Source organism: Methylobacterium sp. Leaf118, from assembly GCF_920984675.1.
Taxonomy (GTDB): domain Bacteria; phylum Pseudomonadota; class Alphaproteobacteria; order Rhizobiales; family Beijerinckiaceae; genus Methylobacterium.
In genome coordinates this window covers 96,892-112,051 of sequence record NZ_CAKLBV010000008.1, presented here as the reverse complement: position 1 = coordinate 112,051, position 15,160 = coordinate 96,892, and the positions used below count along the sequence as shown (strand labels likewise).

The window sequence follows — 15,160 nt, the reverse complement described above, 5'->3', positions numbered from 1 at the left end:
ATGCTGAGCGGATCCAAGGCCGCGGGCGTTGATGCCCGGCGCGTGATCTTCGGCAACACGTCCGCCTACCGTGATACCCTCGGTGCGCCGGTCGGATTGCCGACCTGGGAGTTCGCGGTGCGATGGAGCGGAAAGTGAAGCGCACCGAGGCCTGCTCCGACCCCAACCAGATACGCAGCACGGATCATGATCTGCGACTGCAATGGCATTGATTGCTTGAAATATTATAGCATTTAATATCGCCCAAACCCAGTCGTAACTAACTCCCCGCCAAGACGAAATCTAGACAATCCAGCATAGGCATCTGGCTGTCGCATGCGCGCCACACGGATGGAGTAAGTACTAATTTTCGTTACCTGCGACTGCTTTCGGTCCGCGAATCGATGCATAAGTACGCATGAGAGGCCGAGCGCATCGTGCCCCGTGAGAAGAGCTAAGTATTTACTACTTACTTGGTTGTTCGCAATTATAAATTCGCACCCGCAGGGGATTAGAGATGGGTACGTTTACAATCCACGCCGCACCAACGGGATTTAAGGGCGATGCGCCGTACGGCGGAAGTTGGGGATACCCGCTAGAATATGTTCATGAGCCACTGAACGATGTAGTTAAATTTCAAGACGTTTGGGCCTCTTCTATGCTGGGGGCATTCTTTACGCTGCAAGGTACCACTCAATTTGTGGGCGGCGTATCAAGCCTTACCTACACAATGGATGTCGCCGCGGCAACATTCTACAGGCCGATGGAGACAATTGACGGTATTCCTCAGGTCGCAATTGAAATCGGCACCGCGACATTTGATCCATTCACGTGGTCTGGTGGCGGCGGTTATGTTTATGGTTGGGATGGGGAAAAAATTGGCTATCGAGCCTACATACAAGGTGGAAACGAGCCGAACGAAGAGCCATCAGGCACGCCGCTCGCGGGCAACGCATTTGGCGGCCATATCGCCTCTATGGATCTGATTTTCAACGGATCAGAAGTGGAGGATTATATTGAGGCTAGCAATTTGAGTGGGGTAGGAAGAATAGCAACATTCAATGGAGGTGGCGGTGACGATACAATAATTGGTTCATATTTTGCTAATAATTACATATATGGTGGATCCGGAGCTGATCATCTCCGAATTTCATCTATGTTTGAGTCTGAATTAAGTCCGCGTTCGAATTTTATCGATGGTGGAGTAGGCAATGACTATATTGATTATAATGAGAGAACCGGCGGAGACGCCCTTCTTCTCGGTGGTGGCGACAATGACACGATCTATGCTGGCGGATCGGGTAATATAACAATCGACGGAGGATCTGGGAATGATGTTATATTCAAAAATGGGACAGAGCTGACTGTTACTGCAAAATATAGCTCAAATATCGTCAATTATGCGATACGGCTAGTGGAGTCGGCGAATGGCATTTACGAAGTTGTTGACATCCGCGCCGGCAGCCCAGAAGGGCGAGATACCCTGAACAGAGTTGATTATGTAAGCTTCGACGGTCAGGTTTATGCGCTGGGTGCCGCTGCTTCCGATAAGGTCGCAATTGTCGGGACCAACCAGCAGGACACCCTTGCCCCAGAAGCCTACGTAGATAATATGTCGTTCATGAGAGACAACATTATATACGCGCATGCGGGCGACGATATTATTGACGGTGGTTACGGCGCAGACGTCATGATTGGAGGGCAGGGTAGCGATATTTACTACGTTGACAACGTCGACGATCGCGTGTTTGAAGCGGCCGGCCAAGGCAACGATACGGTTTATTCATCCGTTAGCTTCAGTTTGGCGGGTCAAGACATAGAAAATCTAACGCTGACTGGCTCAGGCAACGTCAGCGCTACTGGCAACTCGCTAGCGAACACACTTATCGGCAACGCTGGGAATAACAGCTTTGACGGCGGCACCGGTATCGACATCATGAGGGGTTTAGGTGGCAACGATACCTACATCGTCGACAACGCGGGAGATCGGGTGATTGAGGCGGTGGGCGGAGGCCGAGATTCGGTGGTCACCTCGGTGAGTTACGCTTTGGCCGCTGGCCAGGAGATCGAAGAACTCCGGACGGTCGACAAGGCCGCCAAGACCACCATCGCCCTGACCGGCAACCAATTCGTCAACAAGATCGTGGGCGATGCCGGCAACAACCGGATCGACGGCGGCGGCGGGGCCGACAGCCTCCACGGCGGCGCCGGCAGTGACACTTACCTCGTCGATCATGCCGGAGACCAGATCGTCGAAAGCAAGGGCGGCGGCTGGGATTCGGTCGTGACGACCGTGGACTACACGCTGTCGTCCGGCCAGGAGATCGAGGAGCTGCGCATCCTTCAAGCGGCGGGCGACGCTCCGATCAACCTGACCGGCAACGCGCTCGCCCAAAACGTGATCTGCAATGGCGGCGCCAACACCCTCAACGGCGGCTGGGGCAACGACGTGCTGACGGGGCGGGGTGGAGCCGACACCTTCGTGTTCTCGAACGCTCCGGGCACCGGCAACATCGATCGCATCACCGACTTCGCCGCCGAGGACACGATCCAGCTCTCGAGCAGCATCTTCACGACGCTCGCCCCGGGCCAACTCGACCCGAACTCGTTCAAAAACATTACGACGGGCAAGGCCGATGCGGATGACCGCATCATGTACAAGCAATCGACCGGTGAGCTGTTCTACGACGCGGACGGCTCCGGTGCCGGCGCGAAGGTGAAGATCGCGATGCTCGACAACAAGGCCGCGCTCTTCGCTGACGATTTCTTCATTGTGTGAGGCGAGGCGGAACGTGAAAAAGGCCCCGCTCCGGTTTCCCGGGCGGAGCTGAGTCCATCTATCGATCAGTTGTTGCCGCCGCTGGCACCGCCGCCGCTTCCCTGCGGAACGGCTCGAGCTGGCTGGTTGGCATTGCCGCCTGCGGCCGAGTCGGTCTGGATTGTGTCGGCGCCCGTCGCCCCAAGGGGGATGGTCGCGTTCACGTCGCCGCCCGTGTTGTGCTGTCCGCTCGTGACCGCTCCTGTGGTCGCGGGATCAGTACGCAACATCGGCGGCTGCGTCGTGGGGAGGGCAGTCTGCGCAACGCAGGGCGAGGCAAACACCATGGCCCCCGCGAAGGCGAGGTAGAGCTTGTTCATTGCAGATCCTACTAAGGGAGATGCAACGTGAACTTCAGGAAACGAAGAAATATCCCTCGCCTGATCGCACAATATGTCGCATAGGGATGCAATGGGCAAAACGAAAATTCCATGATGACTCAAGCATATGACGCAGAAATTATTTCGAAGGCGTCATACCCGAGTTTGATGCGAACAAAAATTGTCCGATATCGCTTCGTAACGTCGATGCTTGGCGGGTCATTTTGTGGTGTCCTCGCGCTGGGATTGCTCTTGTCGCTCTGGCCTTCGCAGGCTGGCCTTCTCTCTCCCTTGCTGATCGGAGTGACAGCTGTTGTGGGATCGGCTAGCGGCGCATTTGGAGCACTTTTCGCCCTGAATAGGAACTGGCACAGCTGAGCCAGAACGCCTCCGCCGCGGCGAACCGGTCGGGGCTGAGTCTGTCGAGCCCTCTGGAAGGGCATAGGGTCAACGGGCGAGCGGGGGCGGTTCGTCCGTCATGCCGGTGGGGCCACGCTCAACGCACGGCGCCCGCACCACTTCCTCCGGGGTCTCCCTCGCGAAGGTGGTCAGCGGTCCGATGGTGATTTCTGAGCGCGCATGCGGCCGTTCGCTCGGCGCCGTGACCACCGGGCTGATGCGCGTGCTCGGCCCGAGGTAGAGGTAGGCCCGCGCCTCCTTGGCCGGCTTCCCGCTCGCCAGCAGGCCGGCCAGGGTGATCACCACGAAGCAGGGCGTCACGGTCGGTCCCGCTCATGCGCGCGGTTCTCGATAGCCTGCTCGCGCTCAATCTGGCCGAGCAGCACGGTCTGCCGCTTCGTCTCCTCGCGAATGATGCGCACGCACTCGGCGATCCGGCCGGTATCCTCGGTCTGCCGACGCGCCAGATCACGCAGCTCGCGCATCAGGTCGACCGTCTCGCGCGGGCCGTGGAGGAACGGGGGCGGCACATCGGCGATGCTGGCTGCCGCCGGCGGCGGAAGGTGCTCGCGGTCACCCCGCGCCCGGGTGACCATCCACCCGATCAGCATCATGGTGCAGCCGCCGACGAACACCTGGAGGAACTGCTGGGTCGCGATCACGTCTTTCAGGAAGGTGAGCCAATCCATCAGCCCCGAACCTCCTCGAGCGCCGCGAGGGCCTTGCCGATCCGGCTCTTGCGGGAAACGCCGTCCAGCACGGCGATATAGACGGAGATCGCCTCGAACCCGGCCAGCGTCCCGAAGACCGGGATGACGAAGCTCGGGGCATGCGCCACGGTGAAGGCGTCGTAGATCAGGGCCATGGCGAATTGGCCCATGATGATGCAGCCGATGCCGGCGCCGAACGCCCGGGCATAGGCCCCCTTCGGCCCCACCCGGACGTTGTTGATGTAGCCGTTGAGGAACAGCGCCATGATGCGCACGCTCCCGACGCATCCGAAGGTCAGCGCCATGTTGGCCTCGGAGAAGCCCATCTCGGCGATCGGCCTGAGCGCGTTCCGCTCCATGGTGTCGCCCGGCATGGCCAGGGTGAAGGCGATGAGCAGCATCATCGTCGCCATGCACCACTCGAACAGGCGATAGGTGCTGTACGGGCCGGCCGAATGCATGGGCAGGAGTGGCCGGCGCGGGCCGCCGTTCGAATTGGGCATGTGCCCTTCCTCCTATCGCCGGGTCATCTCGTCCATCCGGCGCAACTCGTCGGCATCGACCGTCCCTGCGCCGATCTGCACCCGGGCCGGCACCAGCACGTTCGCCGCGTTGGCGTGGTCGTCGAGATCGAGCTTCCGGAACGTGCGGGCCGCGATGCCATCCGCGCCACCGGCCGCCTTGATAACCGCGGGCGGGGCAGTGTCGATGACGTACTGCGCCCCCTTGGCAATCACGGGCACCGCGACGTTGGTCGACAGAGACTTGCCCTTGGCGGCGCCTTGGACCGCGTTGAGCCCGTAGCCGACGGCGGCCTCCAGCATCATCTCGACGCGCCGCTGCGACAGGAACAGGGCCGCCCACGGGTACACCCGGCGGATGGGCTGGATGATGTAGCCGGCGACGATCGGCAGGAGGATGGTCAGGATCGGCCCGCGCAGGGCGACCGCGAGGGCCGCGACGTAATCGCCCCAGGGCAGGACGACGACGGGCTGGCCGTTGACGGTTACGGTCTCGGCGAGGGCCGGAGAGCAGACGCAGGCGAGCGCCAGCGCCGCGAGAAGGATGCGGGTCATGGTCTCTCTTGATGTGGGAGGGGTGCGCGGCTGGCCCGGCCGGTGCGGATGAATTTTGCCGAACTCAACCTTGGTTAGTTCCCTGCCGAGCGGCACCACCTATGAGATTCTGTCACCGTCGGGTGCCGAATAGGCTTCGAAGGGTGGCCAGCGAGCCGGTCTCATGCCCCGATGGCCGGCTCGCTGTCGTTACGCCTCGTGGTTGTAACGAAAGCGCTGACCGTGAGTCGTGTTAGAGTGCCGGCCAGCGCGGCTGGCCCGGCGCGCTCGGGATCATGAAAATGTCATTTGCTGGTACGCTGGCTTGAGCATGGCCAAGCTTTCAGCCATGGGAGGCAGGCTGCTGCGCCAAGCCCAATGTGCTTCGGATTGGTGGCCGGCGGGCCGGCGTCTATTGCCCCCAAGCGCCCGGCTCGGTGCTTTCACGCCTCGCTGACCCCCGCCCCCGACCGCGCCCCGGCGATCTTCGCCGGCAGCTTGTGCGGAGCGCCCATCACCCGAACCACGGGCGCGACAGCCAGGACCGCAGACGGGCGCCGAGCGAGGGCGCGGCCGGTGCAGGCGCTGTCGGGAGCGCGTTGCCGTTCGCGTCGAAGTAGGTACCTGTCGAAGCTCGCGAGGATGCTCCTCCTTCCGGTGCTGCCGGCGAGATCGAACTGCCGGCGTTCGTCAGCGGAAGCTCGGACACCCACGTTCCCCCGTTGCGCGCCGCGGGGGCGAACACGGGCCCAGCGGACGGCGGCGGGACGGGCTCGATCGTGACGGGCGGAACCGAGACCGGCTTGCCGACGGCGTCCTGATCCGGAGACCACGGTGTGTCCTTGATCTTGCGCCACTTCGCGTAGGCCGCCGCGAGCTTCGTGTGGTAGCCGTGCTGGGCGTAGGCCGACCCGTTGTAGCCGCGGGCGAAGCCGGCCCAGTTGTGGGCGCGCAGCTCGTCGTCCAGCCGCTTGTCCACGATGAAGCGCATCATCGGCGGCCAGGTGCTCGCTCTCGCCGCCCTCCACGAACGCCAGCACCATCTGCTGGGGGCTCTCGTAGCCGGCCGCGACATAGTTCTCGCCGAGGATCTGTCCGAGCCCCCAGGAGGCCGCCTTCAGCGCCGCGGTCTCGTTGATCGCCAGCGCCGACTTGAGGTGGGGGTAGGTAGCTGTCCTTCGGGTAGCTGCCGGGCTTCCACGAGGCGTAGGCGAGACCCGCCTGCACGGCCTGGGCCCGGGCCGAGCCGGTCAGGTTGCGGTAGAAGACGTGGGGCTCGAACAGCATCTTCGGTCGACCGAGCGCGTCGAAGCCGCCGCCCGACGCCTCGACCTCGATGACGGCGTGGATCTCGTCCCCCCCGACGCCGATGGTGTGGCCTGTAGCTGCGCGAGCGTGTCGTACGTGACGCGGCCCGAGGCGATAGCGGCGTGAGCCTGGTCACGGGCAGAGACCGCCACGTCCTGCGCGGCTTGTGCAGTCGCAGCATTGTCCGCCACCTGCGCTGCCGCCACGGTCACAGTCGCGGTGTTGCCCGCGACCTGCGCGCGGGCCGTCTCAACGGCAGCCGATTGCGTCGCCACGAGAGTCGCCGCCGTCACTGTCGCCTCGGTCTTTTCGGCCACCGTGGTGGTGTTCTCGGCGACCTCTGCGCAGATCGATCAGGCCGGGGATCTCGTCGAGCGTCGAGGCACCGGCCTGGACGCGCCAAGCCTTGGCCTCGGCATCGAGGATGACGTGGTAGAACCGCCCTTCGACGATGCGCCCCTCGGCGAGGCGGATACCGCCGGCATCCGTCCCCGGCAGTGGACCGAGCCCATCGACGTTGAGCGTGGCCTGCGCCGTGTTCGTGCGGTCGGCCTGCACGATCAGATCGATGCCGGAGCGGATCTCCGTGATGCCAAGCGCGGCGTCGACCGTGTAGGCGTTGAGCTGGCCGCCGGTTCGCAGCGCGCCGCCGCGTGCATCGGAGTAGCGGCGCACGCCCGCCACCACGGAGCGCACAAGGCTCGGCAAGGCACGAGCCGAAGCGCCGTCAGCGGCGGGAATCGTGGGGTCGGCGACGCTGTTTCGCGCAGGCGTCGCCGACCAGTCGAGCAGTCCCATCGTCGGGCTCCCGGTAATGAGGTGGGTGGGGAAGGAGCAATCAGACCTTGATCGCGAAGTTCACAACCGCGCCGGGCGGCACGTTCAGGTGCGCGCGGCCGCCGACGGTGTTGTCGATCGTCAGGCTATGCGTGTGATCCGACGCAGCCGGGATCGGGTGTGTGGTCCGCCACACCTGAGATGGTATGGCCGTGAGGCTCGGCGTCATTGATTGTTAGCGCATGGATGTGGTCGCCGACCGCATTGAGGGCGACAGTGTGGGCATGGCTGCCCAACAGATCCGCGGCTCCGTTCGTGTCACCGACGCCGATGGAGCCCGAACGCTTCAGGCTCGATCCGTAACACCACATCCCGGGACCATACACCTAGTAGTAGCGCACCTGCCGGACGACGCAGCCGCAGTAGTGGAGGCGGTTGCCCCGTCGGACGTAGCGATGCTCGACGATCACGCCGCGCCGCGGTGCTGCCTGGGCCCGAGCGGCACTGAGCGCGAGGTCGCTCGCGAAAGCAGCAAACCCAAGGCTGCCGTATGGCATCGCCTGCGCCTGCCCGGGTGCAGCAATGGCGATGCCGAGAGTGAGGGCGGCAATTGCCTTTGTGCTCTTGCGAATGAACATGATGGTCTCCTGCGATACTGCTTTTACAGGCGGGTTGCCGGCTGTGGCGCAGGTTTAAAGGCCTTAAATTTCAGCCAAGATGCATTATGCATTTCAGAACGAATGCTTCGTGCAGAACCGCACGCGATCCAGGGGAGGCTTCGAGCGGCTTCCACACGCCCGCCAGCCGCCTCTGTCGGTCCTGCGCCGTCCACGCCGCTTGAGCCCGCTCCAGGGCTTCCTGCGAGCCTCGATCGCGGGCCGGACGGTGCTCGCCGGGGGCAGGGCCGGGTTCCAGCAGGGAGCCGTAGCGGCGCGGGCAGGCCCAGTGCAGGCTGTCGAGCGAGCCGGTGGCGACGCGCGCCTTGTCCGGATGCACCTCGGGACGCACCTCGCGGTTTTCGATCGCGAGCTGCCAGATGGCTTCGATGCGCGCCGCGGCGAGCAGGCGAGCCTCCGGAGGATGGGCCGGATCGCTAGCATAGGCCAGCAGCGCCCAGCCGCCGTAGAGGGCGAACACCGCTTCGATCGCCGGCTTGACCATTCGCTCGACCCGCTCGGCCGGCTGAAAGTCGTGGATACCGACGCCGCGGTACACTCCAACGGTCGGCATGCTGCCTGACGGCTCCCGGTCTCTCAATTCGCCCTCCCTCGGTTCATCAGCGCCAGGGTGCGGCGGTTCAAGGCTTCCTCAGGCGTGTCGGGCTTCGCCGCGCCCTGGCTGGCGACGCCCGCGATCAGTAGCGCCTTGCAGGCCGCGGCTCGGGCCTGAGCGGGCGCGTCCTCGTCGGCGGCGATGCTCGACAGAAGTGCAGTGGGTCCACGATGGCGGGCTCGGGGTGCGGCTGGGGCTTCGACGCCACGACGATCCCGGGCTCGGCCTTCGGCGGACGGCCGCTGGTCTACGGGGAGGGCTGCGAGGCTTCACGGCAAAAACCTCAGGCGGTTTGCCTTTATTTGACAATGGGTTCCAGCATTCACGATCACAAGAGGCACGCTGCCGAGGACGAAAACCTTGGGGTCTTTCATAAGCAATTACAACGACTTGCGGGACTCAACGACGGAGGGCCCGATAGTTGTCCGCCGCGCGCAGCAAATCTCTGGATGGCACCCCATGCGATGCCCGGCCCCTAGATCCGTAGAGTTTGCACCCCGCCCCGGTCAATTGAACGATACCAGTCAGAGACGGTTGAAGCGGCATCAATCTACGCAGTCATTGAGGACGACATGAGGCACGCAACCGCTGCCGTCTTGCTTTGGTTAGGAGGCTTGCATAGCGTCCTAGCCCAGCAGACCAATCCGGCTCCGCCGATCCCGGAGAAAGCACCTTCGGGCTCAAATTCGACAGCCGCCATAGGCGCGGCAATGGATGTAAATTGGATCTGGCTTAGCCTTGTAATAGGCATGGTCGTGTTCGGTTTATGGTATATCGTGAGACGCCGACAATCGTAGCCTTTACCAAGGTCTAGCTTTCTTGATCTGTTGCCGCAGGCCCAGTTGCCGTGCTCGGGCATCTGTCGTCTTTCTCGTGTGACACGATCCACACCGTAGGCGGATGTTGTTCGGATCCAGGCCCGCACCGCCGTCCTGCTTGCATCCGGCGTCACTCGGATGTCGCTCGACAGGAGCCTCAGATCGCGGCTCTCCCGCGGCCGCAGCATCAGCCGGTGCGGTCCCAGCATGACCGGCTGCCCGTAGCGGTACGTCGTCCGGTGGTGGATGAGCAGATCGACCAAGGGTGTGCTTCTCAGGATCCGGTTCGGCCCGGTTTGTCGGTCGTCAGTGCTGGCGCGCCCTGCTGCTCCGCGTGTGAGACAGGAAGAAGCGTAGCATCTCGCGGCTAGGATCCGAACCCGTCGGATCTGTGTGGGAGCCGGCCGGATGGCCGCCCGCCCAGGCATGACCGGCTCCATGCAGGCTTCCAAATCCCTACGCCGACCGCTCGAATCCCGACATCCCGCCCGCAACAGCTTGGAGCTGCCAACGTCGGGGTGAGACGGTAGATCCGTGACTGTCACGGCCGGGCCTCGCGCCCGTGACCCGTGTCGCCGACAACCCCGCCGGAACCGAGCCGTATGGGGGCTACGCACGTGGGTTTCCGACCCAGTTTCCGACCCAACGAAAAAGGCCCCGTCTCCGGGGCCTCAAATTCATCAATCATCCTTGGGGTTAAGGATGGTGGGCGCGACAGGGATCGAACCTGTGACCCCTACCATGTCAAGGTAGTGCTCTCCCGCTGAGCTACGCGCCCTGGCAGGTGACCCTCGGCTTGGCCGCCGGTCACTTGCGAGGCCGCGGCTATAACCGGTGCCGGGCGGCTCCGCAAGCGGGTCGGCCGCGCTTTCGTGAAGCGCTGCGCTGCACGGCCGAGAAAAATCGGGTAAGGCAGCCCGCGGCGCGCCCCGACGCTTCCGCGATCGGCGGCCGGGGCGTCGGAATCGGAAGGACGGCGAGCGCGGATGCGGTTCCTGCACATGTCCGATGAGGGATCCATCATCCGGGGATGGGTGGTCCCGGACGACCCGGAGGCGATCAGCCGGGTCTACGTCACGATCGAGGGGCAGCGGGTGGCCGAGGTCTCCGCCATCCATGCCGACCCGACCTTCATCCAGTACGGCTGGCACTCCACCGGACAGTGCCATTACGAGGTGCGCGAGGACCACATCCCGGGCCTTGCCGCGATCGAACGCCTCGAGATCTACGACGTGGACACCAACGTCCTCGTCTACCGGCGCCTGCCCAGCGACGGGCTCGCCGCCCCCAAGACCATCCTGATCAACGCTCACATCAATCCCGAGACGGTGATCCAGACGGCGTTGTTCCCCCATTTCCGGCAGTGCTATTTCGGGATCGGGCGGTTTCCCGAAGAAATCCTGCGGGCGATGTTCGACACCGACACCCTGACCTCGTGCTTGATGGCAGGGTCGATCATCCTCCCCCGCTACGAAGGCCATTTCGTCCAGGGCGGCGCGCTGACGATGATGCTCGTCCACGATCCCTACGTGGAGATGGCGAGCCGTCTGATGTGGCTGCGGGCGAGAGCGGGCATCGCCGCCGATCCCGTCCAGCACTGGCGGCTGGGCAACCTCGTCGAGGCCTGCGCCTTCACCCTCGATTACGACTACACCGACGCCAAGAGCCTCAAGCGGCTGTTCCGGATGATGCCGGAGCCGGCCTATCACCTGCTCTACAACCCGCTGACCCGCCAGCTCAGCACCCTGGTGGCCGACGACCGGATCGCACCGGGGCACTCGATCATCGCCGTGGAGATCCTGTCCCGCATGGGGCTGGTCGGCCATCGCGACTATTTCGAAGCCTTCATGGCTTCGGTGTTCCACCACCACGGCATCGAGGCGCCGATCCCCCTGCCGCTGCCGATTCCCAACGAGACGCTCGCGCTGGCCGAGCAGCTGCGCAAGCTCCGCTTCCTGCAGAGCTGGGTGGAGTTCGACGTGGTGCTCAGCGACGCGGTGCGCAGCTCCGTCGCCAAGAACTGGGAGGTCTGACCCGTCATGGCGCCGGAGGACCGGCCCCGCGGGGAAGAAACGCGTGCGACGTCGTTGGCACGGCTGGGTCGCCGGCCTCTTCCGGTCTCCGGGACCCCGGGCCTCGATCTGCGCATCGATCTGGCCACGAGTGGGCTCGCCGGACGCTGGGTCACCCTGACCTGGCGGGATGTCGGCAGCGGCGGCCTCCCGCGCGCCCTCGTCAGCGCGGTGACCGAGGCCGGGACGACCGCGCTCGCCGAGGAAGCGGTGGGCGGCGACGTGTTCGTCTGGACCGGGCGGTTGCCCGAGGGCACGACCGCCCTGCGCTTCACGGCGCATGTGCGCGGCAAGCCCTTCGCCCTCGACGGGCTGACCGTGCGCCGCCGCGGGCGGGTCGCGCTCGTCCTGCGGGCGGGCTGGCGCGCGCCCGGCCTGACCGCGCAGGCGGTCGGATGGCGTCTGCTCCGCCTGAAGGTGCGCGCCCGCGGGTACCTCTCCCGGGCCCTCGCCCAGCGGGCCGAGACGGGCTACGCGACCTGGATCGCGCGCTTCGACCGCCGCACGCCCGCCGACCGCGCCCGCATCCGGGCCGAGATCGCCGCCTGGGAGGCGCCGCCCCTCCTCTCCGTGCTGATGCCGGTGTTCGATCCCGACCCGCGGGTGCTCGACGCCGCCATCCGCTCGGTGCGCGGCGGGCTCTACCCGCACTGGGAGCTGTGCATCGTCGACGACGCCTCGACGAATCCGCAGATCGCCCGGCTGATCGCGCGCCACGCCGCGCAGGAGCCGCGCATCCGCACCCTGCGCCGGCCCGAGAACGGCCATATCGCCCGGGCGACCAACGATGCCCTCACGCTCGCGACCGGCGCCTACTGCGTCTTCCTCGACCACGACGATCTGCTGGCCGACATCGCGCTCTACGAGGTGGCGCGGGCCGTGCGGGCGGCGCCCCACCTGATCCTGGTCTATAGCGACGAGGACAAGGTCGACGCCCGGGACCGCCGTTTCGAGCCGCATTTCAAATCGGGCTTCGACCGGGAACTGCTCCAGGGCCAGAACTACGTGAACCACCTTTGTGCGGTCCGCACCGACCGGCTGCGGGCGCTCGGCGGCCTACGGCCCGGCTTCGAGGGCAGCCAGGATCACGACCTGCTCCTGCGTCTGACCGAGGCGATCGACGGCAGTGAGGTTCGCCACATCCCGAAGTTGCTCTATCATTGGCGGGCGGCCGCCGGCTCCGGCACCTTCTCGGACCGGGCCTTGGCGCGGGCCGAGGCGGCGCGCCTGCGGGCGCTGTCGGAGGTCGCGGCGCGGCGCGGCGCCCGGGCCGAACGAGGGGCGGAAGGCTTCAACCGCCTGGTCCGCCCCGTGCCGGTGCCCGCGCCGCTGGTCTCGGTGGTGATCCCGACCCGCGACCGGGCGGAACTCCTGGCGGTCGTGCTCGACGGGCTGTTCGCGCGCACGGACTACCCCGCGATCGAGGTGATCGTCGTCGACAACGACAGCCGCGAGGCGGCGACGCAGGCCCTGTTCGCGGGCTACGCCGAGGATGCGCGCCTGAGGGTGCTGCCCTCGCCCGGGCCGTTCAATTTCTCGCAGCTGTCGAACCAGGGGGCCGCCGCCGCCCGCGGCAGCGTGCTCCTGTTCCTCAACAACGACATCGAGGTGCTGGAGCCGGGCTGGCTCACGGAACTCGTCTCGATCGCCGTGGAACCGGGGATCGGCGCCGTCGGCGCCAAGCTGCTCTATCCGGACGGCACGATCCAGCATGGCGGCATCGTCCTCGGCATCGGCGGCATCGCCGGCCACAGCCATCTCGGACTGCCCGGCGACGCGCCCGGCTACTTCGCCCGCATGGTGCTGACGCAGGAGGTCTCCGCGGTGACCGGCGCCTGTCTGGCGATGCGGCGCGCGGTGTTCGAGGAGGTCGGCGGGTTCGACGCGGAGGCCCTCGCCGTCGCCTTCAACGACGTGGATCTGTGCCTGCGCGTGGGCGCAGCGGGCTACCGCGTCGTCTGGACCCCGCATGCGCGGCTGATCCACCACGAATCGAAGAGCCGCGGGGCGGAGGACACGCCAGAGAAGCGCGCCCGGTTCGAGGCCGAATCACAGGTGATGCGCGCGCGCTGGGAGCCGATCTTGCGGGCCGACCCCTATTACAACATCAACCTGTCCCGGACCGCGGCGCATTACCGCCTGTGAGGCGGGCGGATCGGGCTCCCTCCCCTGAATCGGGAGGGGCGGATGCGTCGCCCGCGATTTGCGGCCCGGCCGAATGCGGTTAGGAGAGTGCGGCGCAGCAAGACGCTTGCGGCTCTTCCAACGGCGTGCGGGAGCATCGATGCGGATCGCGATGATCGGTTCGGGCTATGTCGGCCTGGTCTCGGGCGCCTGCCTGGCGGATTTCGGCCACGCGGTGACCTGTGTCGACAAGGACCCCGACAAGATCGCGGCCCTCGAGGCCGGACGGATGCCGATCTACGAGCCCGGCCTCGACGCGCTGGTCGCCGAGAACGTGCGCCAGGGCCGCCTCTCCTTCTCCACGGATCTCGGTCCCGCCGTGGCCGGGGCCGAGGCCGTCTTCATCGCCGTCGGCACGCCCTCTCGCCGCGGCGACGGCTTCGCCGACCTCTCCTACGTCTACGCGGCGGCCAAGGAGATTGCCGGCGCGCTCACCGGCTCCACCGTGGTGGTCACCAAATCGACCGTGCCAGTGGGCACCGGCGACGAGGTCGAGCGCATCATCCGCGAGGCGCGCCCCGACGCCGAGGTCTCGGTCGCCTCCAATCCCGAATTCCTGCGCGAGGGCGCGGCGATCGGCGACTTCAAGATCCCCGACCGCATCGTCATCGGCGCCGAGGACGACCGGGCCCGCGAGGTGATGCAGGCGGTCTACCGTCCGCTCTATCTCAATCACTCGCCGATCCTGTTCACCGGACGGCGCACGGCCGAGCTGACCAAATACGCCGCCAACGCGTTTCTCGCGACCAAGATCACCTTCATCAACGAGATCGCCGACCTGTGCGAGCGGGTCGGCGCCAACGTGCAGGAGGTCGCTCGCGGCATCGGGCTCGACAACCGCATCGGCCGCAAGTTCCTGCATGCCGGCCCCGGCTACGGCGGCTCGTGCTTTCCCAAGGACACCCTGGCGCTGGTCAAGACGGCGCAGGACCACGGCGCGCCGGTGCGGATCGTGGAGACGGTGGTGTCGGTCAACGACCAGCGCAAGCGCGCGATGGCGCGCAAGGTGGTGGCGGCGGCCGGGGGCTCGGTGCGGGGCAAGACGGTGGCGCTGCTGGGGCTCACCTTCAAGCCGGACACCGACGACATGCGCGACGCGCCCTCGCTGTCGATCGTCGCGGGCCTCCAGGATGGCGGCGCGCGGGTGGTGGCCTACGATCCCGAGGGGATCGAGCAGGCGCGCCCGCTCCTGGACGGGGTCGCCTTCGCCGAGGACGCCTATGCCTGCGCGACCGAGGCGGACGTCCTGGTGATCGTGACGGAATGGGCGGCCTTCCGGGCGCTGGACCTCGCCCGGCTGAAGGACCTGATGCGGACGCCGGTGCTGGTCGATCTACGCAACATCTACGCTCCGTCCGAAGCCGAAAAGCACGGCTTCCGCTATGTCGGCGTGGGAGTTGCATGACGGGAGCCTGGCCGCGTCACGCCGCCATTCGGGCAGTGCGCCG

The 15,160-nt window shown here is 65.6% G+C and carries 14 protein-coding genes, 1 tRNA gene and 3 pseudogenes; 4 read left to right on the top strand and 14 right to left on the bottom strand.

Annotated elements, in window-relative coordinates:
- Positions 1-496 precede the first annotated feature (496 nt).
- On the top strand, positions 497-2,758 hold the full coding sequence (locus tag LW587_RS05880) for a calcium-binding protein (RefSeq protein WP_232628660.1): 2,262 nt from the start codon (positions 497-499) through the stop codon (positions 2,756-2,758).
- A 65-nt stretch (positions 2,759-2,823) separates the two neighbouring features.
- On the opposite strand, the gene LW587_RS05875 is transcribed toward LW587_RS05880, so the two are convergent.
- The 14 genes and pseudogenes from LW587_RS05875 to LW587_RS05815 form a co-directional block, all read right to left on the bottom strand.
- Complete coding sequence (locus tag LW587_RS05875) at positions 2,824-3,117, bottom strand: hypothetical protein (RefSeq protein WP_232628659.1); 294 nt, start codon at positions 3,115-3,117, stop codon at positions 2,824-2,826.
- A 447-nt stretch (positions 3,118-3,564) separates the two neighbouring features.
- Positions 3,565-3,837 carry a hypothetical protein gene (locus LW587_RS05870; RefSeq protein WP_232628658.1) on the bottom strand — a complete coding sequence of 91 codons (273 nt, stop codon included), beginning with the start codon at positions 3,835-3,837 and terminating at the stop codon, positions 3,565-3,567.
- On the bottom strand, positions 3,834-4,205 hold the full coding sequence (locus tag LW587_RS05865) for a hypothetical protein (protein WP_232628657.1): 372 nt from the start codon (positions 4,203-4,205) through the stop codon (positions 3,834-3,836). Before LW587_RS05865 ends, LW587_RS05870 begins: the two co-directional genes overlap by 4 nt.
- On the bottom strand, positions 4,205-4,729 hold the full coding sequence (locus tag LW587_RS05860; protein ID WP_232628656.1) for a hypothetical protein: 525 nt from the start codon (positions 4,727-4,729) through the stop codon (positions 4,205-4,207). Before LW587_RS05860 ends, LW587_RS05865 begins: the two co-directional genes overlap by 1 nt.
- 12 nt (positions 4,730-4,741) lie before the next feature.
- Complete coding sequence (locus LW587_RS05855) at positions 4,742-5,302, bottom strand: hypothetical protein (RefSeq protein WP_232628655.1); 561 nt, start codon at positions 5,300-5,302, stop codon at positions 4,742-4,744.
- Between the two features lie 493 nt (positions 5,303-5,795).
- Positions 5,796-6,275 (bottom strand): N-acetylmuramidase domain-containing protein, encoded by a 480-nt coding sequence (locus tag LW587_RS23995; RefSeq protein ID WP_269780298.1) that lies wholly within the window; start codon positions 6,273-6,275, stop codon positions 5,796-5,798.
- 67 nt (positions 6,276-6,342) lie between these two features.
- A pseudogene (locus LW587_RS23990) lies at positions 6,343-6,420 on the bottom strand (N-acetylmuramidase domain-containing protein); the annotation flags it as partial.
- Positions 6,421-6,541: 121 nt separating this feature from the next.
- Positions 6,542-6,619 (bottom strand): annotated as a pseudogene (locus LW587_RS23985) (N-acetylmuramidase domain-containing protein); the annotation flags it as partial.
- A gap of 219 nt (positions 6,620-6,838) precedes the next feature.
- Positions 6,839-7,387 (bottom strand): hypothetical protein, encoded by a 549-nt coding sequence (locus tag LW587_RS05845; RefSeq protein ID WP_232628654.1) that lies wholly within the window; start codon positions 7,385-7,387, stop codon positions 6,839-6,841.
- Positions 7,388-7,427: 40 nt separating this feature from the next.
- Complete coding sequence (locus tag LW587_RS05840; protein ID WP_232628653.1) at positions 7,428-7,595, bottom strand: hypothetical protein; 168 nt, start codon at positions 7,593-7,595, stop codon at positions 7,428-7,430.
- 157 nt (positions 7,596-7,752) lie between these two features.
- Positions 7,753-8,004 (bottom strand): hypothetical protein, encoded by a 252-nt coding sequence (locus tag LW587_RS05835; RefSeq protein WP_232628652.1) that lies wholly within the window; start codon positions 8,002-8,004, stop codon positions 7,753-7,755.
- Between the two features lie 70 nt (positions 8,005-8,074).
- Positions 8,075-8,596 (bottom strand): hypothetical protein, encoded by a 522-nt coding sequence (locus LW587_RS05830; RefSeq protein WP_232628651.1) that lies wholly within the window; start codon positions 8,594-8,596, stop codon positions 8,075-8,077.
- A gap of 970 nt (positions 8,597-9,566) precedes the next feature.
- Positions 9,567-9,719, bottom strand: a pseudogene (locus tag LW587_RS05825) (transglutaminase N-terminal domain-containing protein); the annotation flags it as partial.
- Positions 9,720-10,159: 440 nt separating this feature from the next.
- Positions 10,160-10,234, bottom strand: a tRNA-Val gene (locus LW587_RS05815).
- 208 nt (positions 10,235-10,442) lie between these two features.
- Here LW587_RS05815 and LW587_RS05810 point away from each other — a divergent pair.
- From LW587_RS05810 to LW587_RS05800, 3 genes are all read left to right on the top strand, one after another.
- Positions 10,443-11,489: a hypothetical protein gene (locus LW587_RS05810; protein ID WP_332839822.1), complete on the top strand. Its 1,047-nt coding sequence runs from the start codon at positions 10,443-10,445 to the stop codon at positions 11,487-11,489.
- A gap of 6 nt (positions 11,490-11,495) precedes the next feature.
- Complete coding sequence (locus LW587_RS05805) at positions 11,496-13,673, top strand: glycosyltransferase family 2 protein (protein WP_232628649.1); 2,178 nt, start codon at positions 11,496-11,498, stop codon at positions 13,671-13,673.
- Between the two features lie 139 nt (positions 13,674-13,812).
- Complete coding sequence (locus tag LW587_RS05800; protein ID WP_232628648.1) at positions 13,813-15,117, top strand: UDP-glucose dehydrogenase family protein; 1,305 nt, start codon at positions 13,813-13,815, stop codon at positions 15,115-15,117.
- The last annotated feature ends 43 nt before the right edge of the window (positions 15,118-15,160 follow it).